12 protein-coding genes are annotated in these 16,923 nt (G+C 47.0%); 3 read left to right on the top strand and 9 right to left on the bottom strand.

What is annotated here, in order from left to right; all coding sequences use genetic code 11:
* The 4 genes from QHH26_12740 to QHH26_12725 form a co-directional block, all read right to left on the bottom strand.
* Window positions 1-186: hypothetical protein (locus QHH26_12740; GenBank protein MDH7482824.1), on the bottom strand; the 186-nt coding region annotated here is incomplete at its 3' end.
* Window positions 187-747: 561 nt separating this feature from the next.
* A complete protein-coding gene (locus QHH26_12735) occupies window positions 748-1,614 on the bottom strand; it encodes a metallophosphoesterase (GenBank protein ID MDH7482823.1) in 867 nt (288 codons plus the stop codon).
* On the bottom strand, window positions 1,615-2,358 hold the full coding sequence (locus tag QHH26_12730) for a methyltransferase domain-containing protein (GenBank protein MDH7482822.1): 744 nt from the start codon (window positions 2,356-2,358) through the stop codon (window positions 1,615-1,617). It lies immediately after the preceding gene.
* Window positions 2,348-3,103 carry a glycosyltransferase family 2 protein gene (locus QHH26_12725; GenBank protein MDH7482821.1) on the bottom strand — a complete coding sequence of 252 codons (756 nt, stop codon included), beginning with the start codon at window positions 3,101-3,103 and terminating at the stop codon, window positions 2,348-2,350. The genes QHH26_12730 and QHH26_12725 overlap by 11 nt, the downstream gene beginning before the upstream one ends.
* A 371-nt stretch (window positions 3,104-3,474) precedes the next feature.
* On the opposite strand from QHH26_12725, the gene murJ reads away from it, so the two are divergent.
* The gene (gene murJ, locus QHH26_12720; GenBank protein MDH7482820.1) at window positions 3,475-5,043 is read left to right on the top strand and encodes a murein biosynthesis integral membrane protein MurJ; all 1,569 of its coding nucleotides are present in this window, start codon (window positions 3,475-3,477) and stop codon (window positions 5,041-5,043) included.
* Between the two features lie 16 nt (window positions 5,044-5,059).
* On the opposite strand, the gene QHH26_12715 is transcribed toward murJ, so the two are convergent.
* From QHH26_12715 to dacB, 4 genes are all read right to left on the bottom strand, one after another.
* A complete protein-coding gene (locus QHH26_12715; protein MDH7482819.1) occupies window positions 5,060-5,245 on the bottom strand; it encodes a hypothetical protein in 186 nt (61 codons plus the stop codon).
* A 51-nt stretch (window positions 5,246-5,296) separates the two neighbouring features.
* Window positions 5,297-8,035 (bottom strand): UPF0182 family protein, encoded by a 2,739-nt coding sequence (locus tag QHH26_12710; protein MDH7482818.1) that lies wholly within the window; start codon window positions 8,033-8,035, stop codon window positions 5,297-5,299.
* Between the two features lie 210 nt (window positions 8,036-8,245).
* Window positions 8,246-10,348, bottom strand: a complete 2,103-nt coding sequence (locus QHH26_12705; protein MDH7482817.1) for a hypothetical protein — start codon at window positions 10,346-10,348, stop codon at window positions 8,246-8,248.
* The gene (dacB, locus tag QHH26_12700; GenBank protein ID MDH7482816.1) at window positions 10,345-11,805 is read right to left on the bottom strand and encodes a D-alanyl-D-alanine carboxypeptidase/D-alanyl-D-alanine-endopeptidase; all 1,461 of its coding nucleotides are present in this window, start codon (window positions 11,803-11,805) and stop codon (window positions 10,345-10,347) included. The genes QHH26_12705 and dacB overlap by 4 nt, the downstream gene beginning before the upstream one ends.
* Before the next feature lie 85 nt (window positions 11,806-11,890).
* Between dacB and QHH26_12695 the strand changes: the two genes are divergently transcribed.
* Window positions 11,891-12,979, top strand: coding sequence for a dipeptide epimerase (locus QHH26_12695; GenBank protein MDH7482815.1), 1,089 nt, complete (start codon window positions 11,891-11,893; stop codon window positions 12,977-12,979).
* 353 nt (window positions 12,980-13,332) lie between these two features.
* Entirely contained in the window at window positions 13,333-14,613 is a 1,281-nt protein-coding gene (gene murA / locus QHH26_12690) for a UDP-N-acetylglucosamine 1-carboxyvinyltransferase (protein MDH7482814.1), read from the top strand.
* Window positions 14,614-15,012: 399 nt separating this feature from the next.
* Here murA and QHH26_12685 read toward each other — a convergent pair whose 3' ends face one another.
* On the bottom strand, window positions 15,013-16,878 hold the full coding sequence (locus QHH26_12685; GenBank protein MDH7482813.1) for a glycoside hydrolase family 127 protein: 1,866 nt from the start codon (window positions 16,876-16,878) through the stop codon (window positions 15,013-15,015).
* Window positions 16,879-16,923: the final 45 nt, after the last annotated feature.

Genomic DNA, 16,923 nt, shown 5'->3' with positions numbered 1-16,923 from the left:
ATAATCAATGCCAAAGGACTTCCATAGTGAGCCGCCACCCGCCCTCAGGTTCTCACTTGAAGGCCGAAACATGCCAACTTTAATACTAATCTTGCTTGGCTGCTCTTCGTATTGAGCAACACCTTGGGAACAAAGCAAGATTACCAATAAAATTGCTGCCATGCATGCTGCAAGTGATTTTTGCATAAATTCCTCCATTTATCCGTTTTCCCAGTGGCCAACATAAACTTGAAATACAGCTGCCAGATTCGATTATAAGGGAGGCACGAGGCTTTGTCAAAGGTAGTGATAGAAAAGCCGAAAGGCCCTCCATTAGGACGGAACTTCAAATCTTATCCCAACAGAGGGCCCATCGGCAATGATTTCATGAAGGAAACACCATTACATTACGCACGTGGTCCCTGCAAGCTCTCAGAGCGTCTCTACCATATAATGAAAAAAGAATTTGAATATTGCGTCTTGCTACCCATTCTACCATCGCTTCGGGAACGTAAATGGGGATAATTTGGCCGCTCCGAGGAAAGATCAGGTCCACGCGACGCTTTTCAAGCATTGCTCGCACCTGCCTTTCTGACCGTATGCTTTATGTTAACTCATGCACCTCCTTTGCGAATGCTCAGACTTAAGACCTCCAATTATTTGACGGCGAATATGTCTCTAGAGTTGCAATACTATCAAAACCATTTTGATGGTTTCTTCTCATTTTGTAAACTAGAACATTTACCAGTTTACACTGTTGGCTAAAAACTAACTTGCCAGTGTGGAGGGCTCTGGCTTGAGTGTAAGAATAGCCACTTCTGGGCGACATAGAAATCTTGCACGTATTCCACTGCCTGATATGCCCCGGCTCACGTATATTCTTGTCTGGAGATTGCGGCCAACTTTCAGAGAAATCGCCTCAGGCCCAAAGTACCCGGATGCAATGTGTAAATTGTAGCGGCAATGAGTCCACACAACGCCGAAAACAGGCACGCGAATTTGCCCGCCGTGAGTGTGCCCCGCAAAAATTATGTCTACGGAATGCTCCCCCAAGCTCATTAGAACATCTGGCGAATGCGCGAGAAGTATCCGCAGACTGCCCCTCCCAAGACCTGCAAAAGCTTTTTCGACGTCATCTAACCCAAGGAAAGGATCATCTACACCGACAATTTGAACTTCCGAACCATTAATTGAGACGGAAGCCGACTCATTCACAAGAACTTGTATGCCAAGCTTACGCAACTCCTCAGCAGTTTCGACACCTGGCATCGTTGGATCATGCTCGCCGTTACCCAACACCCCAAAAACGCCGTGCTTCGGCGAAAACCCTTCCAAAACCTCCGCTAGAACCGGAATTCCACCCCTAGTGGCGACTATGTCACCGGTGATTACGCAAATATCTGCTTCGATTTGCATGAGCACCTTTCTCAGCGCACGCTCTATGCGCCCATAGCCCGCAACGTGCAAATCTGAGAGATGACAAATCTTAATGCCAGCGAGTGCTGATGGGAGGCCAGGAATCTCAATGTCACGTCGGGTAATTTTAATAAGAACTGGTTCGACAGCCCAAGCATAGGCGATAATACCGAGAGCCAGAAAACCAACAACGACTCGAAAAACGTCCCACCAACTCATCTATTCGACCTCTATATGCTGTGGCTTCTCTGCAATCACGAGAACCGATAGGCCGAATGGCAGGCTTATATATCGGAGAAGAAAAGCTTCGGCGCGCATTAGTAATGCTAAAACTTTGTTTATTAGGTGTGGCGTTGGAGCTAAATCGCTTTCCCCGGACGGCTTACCAATGATACGGCGTGCAAACCTGAATGCCATTGCTATCACAAGAACGCTAGACACAGCATAAGAAAGCTTTCGGACACCAAATCCGGCATTGGTAACACAACGAGACAACAATGCAGCAGAGTATCTCCTTTTATGGCCGATTGCTTCGTCATGCGAACTCCAAAGCCATTGGTATGCGGGAACTGTTATTAAGGCAATCCCACCGGGTTTGCACACGCGGTAGAGCTCGCGAACCGCCATATTATCGTCGGAAACGTGCTCCAATACATCAAGCGCAACGACTAAATCAAAGCTGGAGTCTTGAAAAGGGATTTCTAAGACAGAACCAACACACGGAACTCCAATCGTCTTCCATTCTTTAAGTCTGAAGACTTCATCGCAAACATCCATGGCGACAACTTTGCCAAGAGAGCTGAGCTCGCTTGCCGCAAGCCCCGTGCCGCATCCAGCGTCGAGGATAAGAGCATCAGGTTTGCCAAGCATGGGGAGCATAGAACGTAGCAAATAGCGACGTCCAAGAAACCACCAATGCGTTTTATCGAGAGCATGCATCTTGGCAAGCTCATTAGTCTTCATTGCACGAGCACCGATTCAGCCGACGATGTCTCCAGCGCAATCTGATTATATCAACCAACATTTTCAAACCATCGTGAAGGAGCCTAACCTTTGACCCCTCTCGGTGGTACCAGTGAACAGGAGCTTCTACAATTAAATAACCTAGCCGCTGCGCTAAGTGGAGAACTTCTATATCGAATGAGAAGCCTTCAAGCGTGCAGCGTGAGAACACCTCTCTGGCAACATCGCGGCGAAAAAGCTTGAATCCACATTGGGTATCATGAATGCCTCGAACTGCAAATATTCTTACAACATGGTTGAATGCCCGGCCTGCCCACTCGCGGTAGAATGGCTGGCGTTGAACTAACCTGGATTCTTTCAGCGGCCGAGATGCAATTACCACGTCAACGCCTGCAGATATATGCTCCCAGAAACCGCCTAGTTCTTCTATTGGGGTCGCTAAATCAGCATCCGCGAATAGAATATACTCACCCTCGGCTGCAAGAACACCAACTCGGACAGCGTAGCCCTTTCCACGATTTGGTTTATAGTGAATAACTCTAACAGAAGGCCTGGTTTCTGCAAACTTTTGCACAGCGGAAAGCGTGTTGTCAGTGCTACCGTCATCAACTACCAAGACCTCAAAAGTATAGGGCTGAGCATCAAGGTATTCAACAACGTGCAGGAGGGTATCAGTTATCCTTGCCTCCTCATTGTAAGCCGGGATAACCACTGAAAGATATGGACTATTTTTGACAACCTGCAAAAATTCGCTCCTGGAACTGGTCGTATTTAGCCTCGCGGTCTGCAAGATTATAATCGCAGTAGCAACTTGCGTCAAGTTTTAGCAAGCCTAAGCGTCAAACTTAAAACAACGCTATCGGTCACAAAATCATGCTTGGAAATTTCGAAATGCGCTCAGAAGTTTCAGCTGATAGATATAGAGACACGAGCAAAATAAAAATATTTTAAAAGCTAACTCGTATTTTAAAGTAGTATACAACTGTCTAGAGCGCTCATTGACATGACACTAGATGTAAACTTATACTGAAAAAGCCTGGGGCGGAAAAAAGCAATGCACAAGATGATTAAAACTTGTCGCTCTATTGCAAGCGCCCCAAATCCTCAATATCCCTGATGTCAACGACTAAGACGGTTACAAAGGCCGCTGGAATCATGATGGCGGCCATATTCGTGAGCAGGCTTCTAGGCCTAGTGCGTGAAATGGTTATCGCAAACCAGTTTGGCGCAGGGGGCTTGGTAAGCGCATATGGGGTGGCTTTCAACCTTCCTGACCTGCTCTATTTCCTGCTCTCAAGCGGAGCGCTGAGCAGTGCATTCATTCCAGTCTTCACAGAATATTGGACCAAAGGAGAAAAGGATGAAGCTTGGAAAATATTTAGCGTCATTGGAACGCTAATATTTATTGTTCTCGCATGTTTGATTCTTTTATTCGAGATATTTACCCCCCAACTGGTGCCACTAGTAGCTCCTGGATTCGCACGAGAGCATCGGAACCTCTTGGAAATTACTATCCTATTGACGAGAATCGTCTTGCCGGCACAGCTGTTCTTTTTTATAGGCGGCCTCATAATTGGAACCCTTTACTCCCGTCAGCATTTTCTTGCGCCTGCTCTCGGTCCGATAATTTACAATATATGCATTATATCTGGCGGGGTCTTCTTTGCTTCCAAGTTAGGCATATCGAGTCTTACATGGGGTGCATTAGTAGGCGCTTTTCTTGGCAACTTCGTCTTGCAGATAATTGTCGTACGCAAACTTGGTGTGCAATTTCGGCCAAGTCTAAATTTGCGACACCCTGGAGTAAAAAAAGTTGGGAAGCTTGCGCTACCAGTGCTTCTCGGCCTCTCATTACCATACGTGAACGTTATCTTCAACCGATGGTTCGCCACATTTTTAGAGGAAGGAGCAGTTGCCGCACTCAGTTACGCTAACCGGCTTATGCAAATGCCCCTCGGAGTTTTTGCGCAAGCTTCAGCAGTGGCGTTGTTCCCCACCCTTGCAGAACAAGCTGCAAGGAAAGAAATTGCTCAGCTTCGCTCAAGCGTGAACTTTGGCCTCCGAGGAATACTGCTGCTCACAGTACCGTCGTCAATCTTAATGATAGTCCTCGCAACCCCCATTGTGCGCATGCTGTTCCAACATGGGCAATTTACCTCGGCCGACGCACCATATGTTGGATACGCGTTGGCGATGTATGCTATCGGTATTGCAGCTTGGTCTGGGCAAGCAATTATAACCCGCGGCTTTTACGCCCTCCAAGATACAGTTGTACCAGTCGTAGTGGGCACCATCATGACCATAATCTTTATCCCAATGAACTGGCTTTTTATGAAGCCTTTCGGACATGGGGGATTGGCGCTGGCTACGTCTGTGGCAGCTATTCTAAACATGGTAGTTTTGCTTGAACTTTTGAGAAGAAGATTGAATGGCATCAACGGAGGACTCATTCTTCGTTCATTTATAAAGGTATGCATTTCCTCGGCGGTTGCCGGTGCAGTCGCATGGGTTGTCTTCAAAAATGTAGGTTCGGCAATAAATACAAACACGCCGAGCGGAGCATTGATTGGTGTTTTGGCATCAACAACGCTAGCAGTTGTAGCCTATATTGCGATGATAGCATTGTTAAAAGTTGACGAGGCTGCTGAGGTCTGGAGGCTTATCTCACAGCGCTTCCGCCGTTAAGTCTCACATTAACTTGCTAGTCATACCTACCAAATCGTTTGCGAAGATAACTCCACGAGCCAATGGTTGCAGCAATTATCACAATAAGCGCCACCGCACGGAAGATTCCTTCTAAGTAGAGAATCGTGAGCATAGCTGCCCCACCTACCAGCATCGCAAATATCAAAACTGTAAGAAACTCGGTAATCTTGTCGCTTCTCATATCTTTGACACTGCGGTAAAAATATCACACAGGTGGACTATTTCAAAGTCCCTACCTACTTGCTCCAGTGACCTCTCGGAGACGCTTCAATGTTTGTTCCAGCTTGTTCATTTGCTCGCCGTAACCCGCCCAATCGCCTTGACGCTGTAATTCCTTTGCCCGTTCAAAATAGTTCGCGGCCTCCTGCACCAGCTTGCCAACATCCGCTGGTACAGCCAGTGCTGAAGGAGGCCCTGCTTGTCCAGTGACTGCTCTGGCTTCCAATTGAGCAGGTGCTTTGATGCCTAGAAGTTTTGCAAGAGCTTCATCCAGCGTTTCGCCCATTACAAGTCGGTTTCCATGGGCAACAATCACCCGTTTTAGCTCAGGAATCTTGCTTGACTCCGATTCAAGATACAAAGGTTTCACATATATAATTGATTGGCCAATGGGGATAACCAGCTGGTTGCCTCGATTTACTCGCGAGCCTTCTCTACTCCACAGCGTAAGAAGCTGAGATATTGCCGCATCCTGGTTGATTCTTGTTTCAATTTGAGCTGGGCCGTAGACCAATTCCTTTCTTGGGAACTGATATAGCACGACTCGGGTGGGATTACTTTGTGCCGCCATCCATGCTACCATGTTGTCTTTCCCAACGAAAGTAAAAGGAATCATTATAAGAAATTCCTCTTTCGCTTCACCCGGAAGCGCCATGACAACGTAGTATGGCTCCATTTGCGAAGGCTCACCAGTTGTTCCGACAATCTCATTCGGTATTGCCCACAAATCGCTTTTTGTATATAGAACTTGAACATCTTGTGTGTGATACGCAAGCATCATTTCAGACTGCACACGGAAGAGAAGCTCGGGATATCTGATGTGCGCATGAAGATCCGGCGGCATTTGGCTAATTGGCTTGAAAACGCCCTTAAATATACTGGCGTAACTTCGGATTATGGGATCGTTTTCGTCAGCAATGTAATAGTCTACCGTACCATTGTAAGCGTCAATTACAATCTTAACCGCATTTCTAACGTAGTTTGCGCCATAGAGGTTGCCAACGCGCGTTGGGGTCGAGTATGGATACCTCGAAGTAGCAGTATAGGCGTCTAACATCCAGTAGAGCTTGCCATTCGAAATCACAAGGTATGGGTCTGGGTCGTAAACTAGAAATGGGAATATAGTGTTAACCCGTGTTTGAATATCTCTCCGAAACATCAAGCGGCTTTGAGATGTAATTGGGTTTCTCAAGATTAAATTAACATCACCAAATCGAAGCCAGAAAGCCATTCGCCGCAAATAACTGCCTACAGGTATACCGCCTTTGCCACTGTATCTGGTGTAGACTTGTTCGCGCTCAGCTGGATGATCAAATTCCTTTGTTGCTGAGTTGCCAATAACATAATCAATGGTCAATTCCCCAAAATATATCTGCGGTCGAGTAATCTCTATGCCAACTTTCGAAGTAGGAGGAATACCCTCGATGAAAAATTCAGGCTGACCCTCTTCGGTAATTGTGTTCACAGGGCTCATTACTGCTCCATAGCCATGGGTATATTGGAAATGTTGATTTACCCAAGACCCGGCTGCTGTAGTTGGCGGCGGGGGCACAAGCTCTCGAGCCGCAAGCATCACTTGTCGCAAATAGCCATCTATCACATAGCGGTCGACATCCACATTCTCAATTTTGTAATATGGACCTAGCTCCTGAAGCTGACTGTAAGTCTGGCGAAGCGGCCGGTAGTCCCAAAGGCGAATGCTATTTATGGTGGCGCGATTTTGTTCTATATCTTGGGGAGTGAGAATCTCAGAAGCTGGAAAGTTGCGCACAATAATCTTGTCCAAGTTGAAAGCTTTCCGTGTAGATCCAATGTTATAACGAATATACCTCGACTCATTTTTTATTTCGTTAGGTTTAACATAAACCTGTTGAACGAACGCCGGATACAAAACCCCCAGTAAAAACGAAGCAGCCACCAATACCCCTAATGCCGCCAGCGGTAAAACAATCCCTCGGCGGTATATATTAACCAGCGCTATTAGACCTGCAATCACAGCTACTACAGAAAGAACATTGTACGCCAGCAATCTCGCATGGACATCTGTAAAACCCGCACCGAAGACTACCCCATATGGCGAATAAAGAAGATTATACGCATCAAGGCGATAACCCCATGCTTTTGCAAACAATATGAGCGAAAACAGAAATGAAAGATGGGCTTTTACATGCGGCATAAATCTGGGTGTTCCTGCAAGAAACTCAATTGCCTTATCAGCATAACTAACCAAAGTAGTGCCAATAAAAGCAAGTATAAACACCGCCAAAAGCCATCCATAAATTTGCTCCAGGAAGCCGAGTTTGAACACATAGAATCCGATATCCCGATTGAATATCGGATCTAAGGTGCCAAATGAAATCGGATGAGTAAACATCTGATAGCTAAGCCATGAGCGCGAAGCTGTACCACCTATGATTAAGCTCACAGCTAAGGTTAAACCAAGAAGAAGTACAGTGAAACCTATCTTGGCGATTCTACCGAACTGGCGGCGGAACTGACTAGTAACGTAACGCTCGGGGATTGGAGGCGCTAGACGCCGTGCCAACCAAAGATTGAAATAGACAAAGAAAAATGAAAATGCCCCAACAACAATGCCCAGAACTAATTGGGTGAGAAGTCGCGTCAGAAATACGCTCGTGTAGCCGACCTCGCCAAACCACAGCCAGTCGGTGTAAAATCTCGCAATGGAACTACCAAAAATAATGAAAAGTATTACAACAACGACGATTAATGCCCAAATTCCACGGCGCATGTAAACCTCCTGCTTCTGGTTTAAGGGATACTTACCCAGGAAGCTGCACAATACTAGCATACAGAATGGGGACTGTCAAACAATATGTGAAAACTCAACTAGCGATGCAATTTGTGCTTGAAGTTTCTGAAAGCAATATATTGCGGCTAAATATTAGGCGGCTTTTATAACGAGCCGTTTTGAATGGCTTGCGATAGACCATCAAAACATTTATCTCGTCTGTTGATATGAGATACTTGAGCCTTTGCTCCAAATTCTCTCAACCTTAATGCATACTTTTTCTGGAAGCTTGAGGACAAGCACTTGATTGCCTTCCGCATCCTTTTCTAATTTGACAGCCTTAGCAAGTCTAGCCGTCTCATCGGGCTTGACTTCTGTAAAGAATATAACAATCCGACGGGCAACTTCCTCGCCTGTCTTAAATTCACGCTCTATGTCTGAATATGAACCGTAAAGGATATCCTCTCGCGCACCGTCTCGGTTGTATGCTGCCACGTCATCATACGCTATGCCAGAACCGAGAACCACGACCATGCCAAGCCGCCCATCAACATTTGCCCACCTGCCTGGAATGCGGATAAGCTCTGCTGTTTTTGGACCAAGAATTGTTTTCTCCCCGCCCTCATAGTACAAAGTTCGCTGGTTGCCTGTGAACTCGTCATTCTCGATGCCCACAGGGACGCCAAACTCTTTCAGAACTGCCACCGGCGATTGAGCGGTAACCTTGTCCATGTATACTACAGTTTTATCACCAATTGAGATGAGCTTGATTTCTTGTTTTAACAGGCCATTGCCGAGAAGAAGAGTGCCGCTTGTTTCAAAACCATCCTCGAGCCGCCGCCATGTGCGCTCAACCACCTGAGCTTTGCGGCTTTCAACATTCTTAATAATGAAGTTTCCGACAAGACCATTTATAAACGGCGTACAGAAATAGGGATTTGCGCCATGATTAAACCCAATAGGCATCACCAAACCCATAATTTTGTTTTTCCAAGAGAATGAGGCAAATTTATTAGACGTGTGGTGGGTTATGACGTCTATTAAAGGGTATCTGCGCACCCCTTTGAGATTCATCTGGTCAATTGTGCCTTCATTCTCAGGTCCAGAACCAACAATCTTGTGGTAAAGGTATGAGTAGGACAGGCGCTCTGCTGTAACGGCTTCCCTTGCAAAGCCCAATCTTGACGCCGGACCCGCGAAGCGTCCATCCTTGTGAATTGTTTGATGGCCAGCGATATATTGTGCCACCCTTTTTTCCATCCCAGCGGCAAGAGGATCCTTGGCATAAGTGGCAAGCCAGGCAAGATAGTGAATGTGCCCATCACTATTGAGCGCCCAATCCATGCCTTGCGGATAAATCCAGTAACCACAGGGAAGCATGAAATTTTGGAGCAAACGCCAGTTATCCAAGAGATGATGGCCTGCAGCCTCAGGAATAGGCTGGTGTGCGTATGCGTAGAGAAGCCCACCTTGGCCAACCTCAGCGGGACTTACCATCGTGTAGGTGGGATGAAAAAAGCCGTGGTTCTCGAGCGTGAAATCCGGATGAACGTTCACTGTGCATACCCAGTCCCTCACCCGCTTGCCATCCACAATCCGCTCATCTCGTGCATCTTGAGGTATAGAAAGTACATTCATCATATATTCGATAGATTTCTCTTTCCATTTTAATGCATTAGGGTGACTGGGAAACATGTTGGCAGCAAGAGAAATGCAAATTTGGTTCCATCCGATTTCTTCTGCCTTGGTATCACCCCAGCGATTGCTGGGCGGCTTTAGGTGTAAGAAACGGTCTGCTTCAAAAGAGACTACACGTTCAACCGAGGTTCGGAGGTCATCGTCGAGGTCATCCCATATTATCCAAGCAGCAAACCCGATGTTTCCCGCCCACATTGCAGACTGCCATGAGTTGCCCCACTGTCTGCCGTCAACGCACTTCTGCTTTCCGGTGAGGTGAGTCTCGACAGCATAACGTATGCCAGAAGCAGCCCTCGAGATATATGCTAGACGTTCATCGTTTGCTAATTTGTCGGCATGCTTTGCAAGAACAGCATAGGTCAGGGCTGTATTTGCTACCGCCCTGATGCCTTCATTACCATCGCTTATGCCATTGCCCCAGTATCCTGCGTTTGGAAACGATGCGGCATGCCACTGCTTCTCGGCATAATTGACATACTTACGCAACATATCCACGTAAAGCCTGAGAAGCTCTGTCTCCGTCAGCGATGGCTTGATTGTATATACAGCGCCAGCATGCCCAGAAACAGACAGGAGAAGAATAAAGGCAAGAAAATATCTAATCCACCTATTCATTTATCACCAACGCCGGCAATCCCCGCCATTATTTTATCCATCACCGCAATCGCCTCAGAGTGACGGCATAGATGATGGTTAAACATAATTGAGAAAACAAGAGGCTCACCACTTCTTGTGGTAACAAACCCAGAAAGTGTACAAACCATCCCAACGTAACCCGTCTTTGCACGTACGTTGCCCTCAGCCGGCGTTCCTTTCATCCGTTTTCGAAGTGTTCCATCTACCCCTGCTATCGGCAGTGAATCCAGGTAGACCTTTGAATGCTTGTGGTTATACATATGCTTAAGGATTATAACAAGATTTCGGGGCGAAATTAAATTATGTCGCGAGAGTCCTGACCCATCTGTAATACTAACAGCAGTCATGTCGGCGCCAATTTTCTTTAGAAACTCGAGTTCAACTTGCTCTCCTGCACTAGAACTTCCTTTTCCCTTTCTCTCCGCGCCAAGCGTCTTGAGCAAAACCTCGGCGATTAGGTTGTCACTCGGCTTATTAAGCAACCGGAGTATCTCAGAAAGCGGAGGCGATGTTAATGACATCACAAATTGTGCGCTCACGGGTTTCTTGCCGCGAACAGCCTGACCTTTTACCTCAATTCCATGAGCACGCAGAGTCTCAATCAACCTATGACAAGTGAATAGCGTTGGCTCCTCAATCGTGATTGCTTCCTCAGGACGCTCAGGTTTGTAGTCAAGTGGAACCATTCCCGTCACACGAATCACATTTTTTCCTCTAAGACGGTCAATGAAAATGGTTTTCTCGGATTTTGCAACTGAAGTTCGACATTCGTTAACCACCAACACATAGGAAGTTTGCGGCAGCACCTCGACCACTGCAGGCTCGCCTACCTTATCACCTGGCCGGACCCACACATCTATGATATTTTCATTGAGGTTTAGTGCGCTGATTTGAGTAGCATAGTAGTAAGGCTCGTCATCCCATGACCACCCCCAGCCAAGCCGAATGCTGTCGAACCACGTGTCGTCGCCAACGATATTTCCCTCGATTATCTTAATGCCGATTTCTTTTAACTTCGCCGCAATCTTTTCAAGGTGTTCGTATTTCAAAACTGGGTCGCCTCTGCCCTCTATGATTAAGTCGCCCTTAAGCACTCCATTAGTGATTTTTTGGCCGTTGACAAAAATGAACGTCTTAAAACGATAGTCTGGCCCAAGTGTATCCAATGCTACGGCAGAAACCAAAATCTTAAAGTTTGATGCTGGAATAAACACAAGGTCGGCGTTTTTCTCGTAAACCACACGGCCATCTTTTAATGACTCAATCAACACTCCTTGAAGACCATGGCTTAGAACCGAATCTGAAAGCGCTTGGTCAACGATGCTTGCAATCTCAGCATCCAAATTTGGAGCCGAAATACACTTTAAAGCAAAACAGACTTGCAGAATCAGAGCAATTAAGATAACATAACGCCAACGAAATTTGTAAGCTAGCATTGTTAGTCTTTACCTCTCATACTTTATGAATCGCTTAAATAACAACTTAGCAATTAGATATTTTGCCTAAGGGAGGCATGTGAAAATGCCAAGGATAAGCGAAGTAGTCGCATACCCTCTTGAGCTCCAACTTAAAGAGGCCTTTGAGACTGCCAAAGGCAGAAAGACGGCATCACCCACTGTTATAATCGAACTTCGACTCGAGAACGGGGTAATCGGCTATGGCTCTGCCACACCGCTCAAATATGTGACCGGCGAAGACACTACCACCGTTCTTTCAGCTATCAAAATAAGCAAGCCCGACCTTGAAGGCGCCGATGTTCGCCAATATCTAAACATCTTCAAAATCCTTGCAGAAGTTTTACCAGACGAACATACAGCCCGCGCGGGGCTCGAGATTGCCATCTTAGACGCCTTCTGCAAGGTGTTTAACCTCTCGATGTTTCACTTTTTCGGCGGCGTGTTGGAGGAGGTACAAACAGACGTGACTATCCCAATCTGTCCTCCAGACGAGGCGCGGTTCGCCGCCGAACGTGCCGCTTCCCAAGGATTTCGCTGCTTAAAAATAAAAGTTGGCGTTGAAGATCCTGAGGAAGACTTTGAACGCGTAATTGCCATTCATCAAGGCGCTCCCCAATGTGACATCAGAATAGATGCAAACCAGGGATTCGTTCCAACGATAGCCGTGTCATTCGTTACTAAACTTCAAGGTGCAGGCGTACCAATTAGCTTGCTGGAGCAACCGGTTGACAAAAGCGACATAGCTGGCCTCAGATATGTCACTCAGCATACTTCAATACCGGTATTCGCCGACGAAGCCGTGGTTACCCCATTCGATGCCCTTAGGCTCCTAGAACAAGAGGCAATTGATGGCATAAACATCAAAGTAATGAAGTCCGGCATCTCAGGTGCGCTGGCGATAATAGCCTTGTGTCAAGCTGCTCGAAAAGAAATCATGCTTGGAAGCATGCTTGAACCAGGGATTGGCCTCGCTACCTCCATTCATTTTGCCTGCGGGACAGGTGCTTTCCACGCTCTGGACCTCGATGCGTACATGCTTGTGGCAGACCAGCCGTTTATCGGCGGATTCACAGCCGAAGCCGACGTCCTAAGAGCACACACAACAGCTTTGGGCCATGGAAGCCTACCAGCAAGCGCTCAAAATTCAGGTTAATTATAGCTTCGAGGCTAGCGGAGGTCAATGTTTCAGAAAGCGTTAACAGCGAAGAATTTGCGAGAAACCGAAAAAGTAAGCACTTATTTACAACCAATTATTTAAAGTCTACCTAAAGTTAAAAATTTCTGACTTAATTTAAATCATTAACCCACAATCGCTCGCTTGACATAGGGGAGTGCTCTTCTGTATACTTTGTTTGGTTAAGGGACGTTGCTTTTGACAGGAAGTCGAGGGCAAGATGTAGAATTCTGAGTGTGTGGGTATAATTGAAATGCAAGGCGGCTCCGCTCAGTATTGGTGCTGTCGAACTCCACTAAAGCGAAAATCCTCAACATGGGAGGGGCTAGTTCTTGGAAAAATTATACGTTATTGGCGGCAACAGACTAGAAGGTGAAGTAGACATTGCAGGAAGCAAAAATGCCACCTTAGCTTTAATGGCGGGAGCACTGCTCGCAAAAGGAACTACTATTCTCGAAAACGTGCCTCACATAGGCGACATATATACTATGTCACAAATGCTCCAAGAACTAGGTGTACCTACCCGTCTTACCGGAAATCAGCTAGAGATTGATGCCACTGAAATAAAATCCAACGAAGCGCCCTACGAATTAGTCAAAAAGATGCGCGCTTCGTTTTGCGTTTTAGGTCCCTTGCTCGCAAGACTTGGATATGCAAAGGTACCTATGCCCGGTGGTTGCGACATTGGAGCAAGACCGGTAGATTTTCACGTTAAAGGGCTGCAAGCACTTGGCGCGCGAATCTCTATGGAACATGGCTATGTTGAAGCTGAAGCGTCGAGGTTAAAAGGGGCTAAGATATATTTAGACTTCCCAAGCGCAGGCGCCACCCAGCACCTAATGACGGCAGCGTGCCTAGCCGAGGGCACGACATATATCGAAAACGCCGCCCTTGAGCCAGAGGTCGTCAATTTAGCAAATATGCTCATAGCTATGGGCGCGAAAATTTACGGCGCAGGAACAAAAACAATCCAAATCGAAGGCGTCAAAGAGCTTCGTGCCGTCAACCATCGGGTAATCTCCGATAGGATGGAAGCCGGGACATATGCGATTGCAGCGGCAGTAACGCTCGGCGATGTAGTCCTCAGAAAAGCCATTCCCGAACACTCGCTTGCCGTGATCCAAAAACTTCAAGAAGCAGGTATATCGGTGGAGGAAGGCACTGACTATATTCGCGTCAAGGCAAATCGCAGACCAATTGCTGTTGACATCAAGACAATGCCGCATCCTGGATTTCCAACCGATATGCAACAACCGTTTGCGGCCCTACTTGTGATTGCCGATGGGACATCGGTTATTAGCGAGAATGTCTACGAGCGGCGGTTTAAATACGTTGCTGAGCTCCAACGAATGGGCGCAGACATAGTCCAGGAAGGCAGAACAGCAATCATCAAAGGCGTCCCTAAGCTCACCGGAGCCGAGGTTACTGCCACCGACCTACGGGCGGGTGCTGCCCTTGTCATCGCAGGTCTAGCAGCAGAAGGAAGAACTGACATCTCGGGAGTCGAGCACATTGACCGCGGCTACGAACGAATAGAAGACAAAATGTCTTCGCTCGGCGCGGAAATTGTCCGGGTAGAATCCGAAGCTATGCCCACAGTGAAGCTAGCCTAATCGCCCCTAAGGAATTGTCTTCAAATCTTATTTGCGAAAATAAGCCTGGCGTTCATCAGAATACCTAGCATCAATAACATAATCCAGGGTGATACGCCCACCTTCAGATTCCAAAAAGCAGATTCTTTACAAGTTGCCACAAGTTATTTTGAGACCCTTCATTAAGAATATCCGAAACTCAAGAAAAGAGGCGGCCTGATGGATAACCCATCGTGCCGCCATATGCATGAGGAAGGCAAGGGCAAAACCTTTTGCCCTATGCACAAGAAGCGCACTGCAACATTTTTCTACCCACAATGCACAAAGCCTAAACGCCCTTGGGGGAAATTTTTTTAGCAAATCAGCCCTACTAAAGCGCCTATACACTTTGCGCCTGCATTTTTTGTTTAATCCTTTTCCTCAGCCGATGAGAGGAAATTCCGTAATTCTAAGCTTTGCACAACCATACGGGATGAGCGTGAGATCTTCCACGGGTTCGCTGGAACTCACAGGACTTTCGGGAATCAAGCCCGCCTGGTTATCTTCAATCCCCCATTCCGGTATCTGTTTTCCCTTCACCCGAAGCTCAACTGGGGCATAATCAGCGCCGAATATGATATCTCCAATGCCTTTCTCAACAACTTCAACCTCAGGATGCTCAGGGTCAACTATGAGTCCATAATTCCAAGGCGTCGTTGGGTAAACAGCATAATCAGGGCATGGGTCTTCCCCACGGATACGCTCCCACCGCTCGCCTATCTTCAAAGAAAAGACGATTGGCCCACGCTTTAGAGTGATTGAATTGCGAAACCTCCTCTCGGATTCGACTTTCATCGGGAAAAGGAATTCAATTACATCCCCATCTCTCCACTCGCGTTCGACGGTTTTAAATGTGCCTGGTTCGGCTGAAACCAAGCCGCTATTCACCTTCATTACTGGCAAATCCGCCCATCCAGGAATGCGAAAACTCAATGGGAAACGCGCGGATTTTCGAGTGTGAATTTCCATTCTCACTGTGTCGCCAAACGGATAATTGGTATCCACGCTAATAGTTACTTCTTGTCCCCCTCGAACCTTTGCTTTTACCTCACATGGCCCATAAGCCACAGCAGCCAACCCCTCGTCGTAAGTAGCCATCCAAAGGTTCGCAACAAACTTTGGCCAACCTTGGTGGAAATTGGCTGTACAACATCCATAGTTCGGTTCCAAGCCAAATATATTCGAATCCTCACGATTATTTGTCCAAGGACGTTTGGCGATTGTGCATAGCACTTGATTAGCCTGCTGGTCATATTGGTGCTGCCACATGTCAGCCGTAAACGTTGCCGGCAGAGCATTATATGCCACTTTCTCAAGCAAATCTCCGAACGCTGGATCGCCTAGTATCTGCATCAGATTCTCTAAGGAAAACATGAACTCAACAACCGCACAAAGTTCCGTTCCTTGCGTTGGATTTTTCCCTGCGTAGTGTTCATCGCCTGTAAAAATGCCCGCGGCTGTTCCGTGATATGTTTCCAACATTTCAAGTGCCTTATATGCGCCTTCTTTATGTTCTTCCCACCCAGTAAGCAAATACTGAACGCCGGGTGTCTTCACGCCCATGCCGTTATTTACAACATGTGTTCGCATCTGAAAACGAACAGTCTGCTTCACTGGATGAGCAAAGTCGCGGAAGTGATAGCTCCAATCATATCCCTGCTTCATGATTTCCTCGGCAAGTTCAAGGAGCTCAGAATCGCCATTGCGGTTATAAAGCCAGATAATACTCAAGACAGTATCCGCCCACCGCATGATGGCCCATGAATGCAAATGTCGACGAGGAAGCTCGCGTTTCATATATTTGAAAAACTTTTCAAGCATGGGAACAACCCGCGGATCGCCAGTCACTTCCTGATATTGAGTCAGCACTTTGCAAGCGATCCCGAAAGGCCACCAGTCTTCAAGCGACTTCGGACCAAAATGGCCGCTCTCATTTTGGCTACTAATCATCCAGTCTAGCCATTTTTGAGCAATGTTAATCAGCCTCTCATCGTCGAGGAGATAAGCAAGCGGAACCAGACCATCAAGATAATATGGCCCTCGCTCCCAACTCTCGCCGGTTCCTCCAAGCCATCCGCTATTGGGCCCGAGCGAATCCCAGAACTCCGGCAAGTGCCCACTTTGGCCATTTGCTTGTATCTGAAGCTGTCTTCTCAGCCAGCCTTTAGGCTTCACGCTCCCAAGCGGCAAAAATATGAAAGCGCTTTGCACGAGCGGCTCACGATTGCCAAAATACAAACTGCTCATAAGCAAGTCCCCCCAGCGCCCGTATATTACTCTTGTCTCATTATT

The sequence above is a fragment of the Armatimonadota bacterium genome (assembly GCA_029907255.1).
In the GTDB taxonomy this organism is placed as follows: Bacteria; Armatimonadota; UBA5829; order DTJY01; family DTJY01; genus JAIMAU01.
This window is presented reverse-complemented; position numbering and strand designations above follow the sequence as displayed.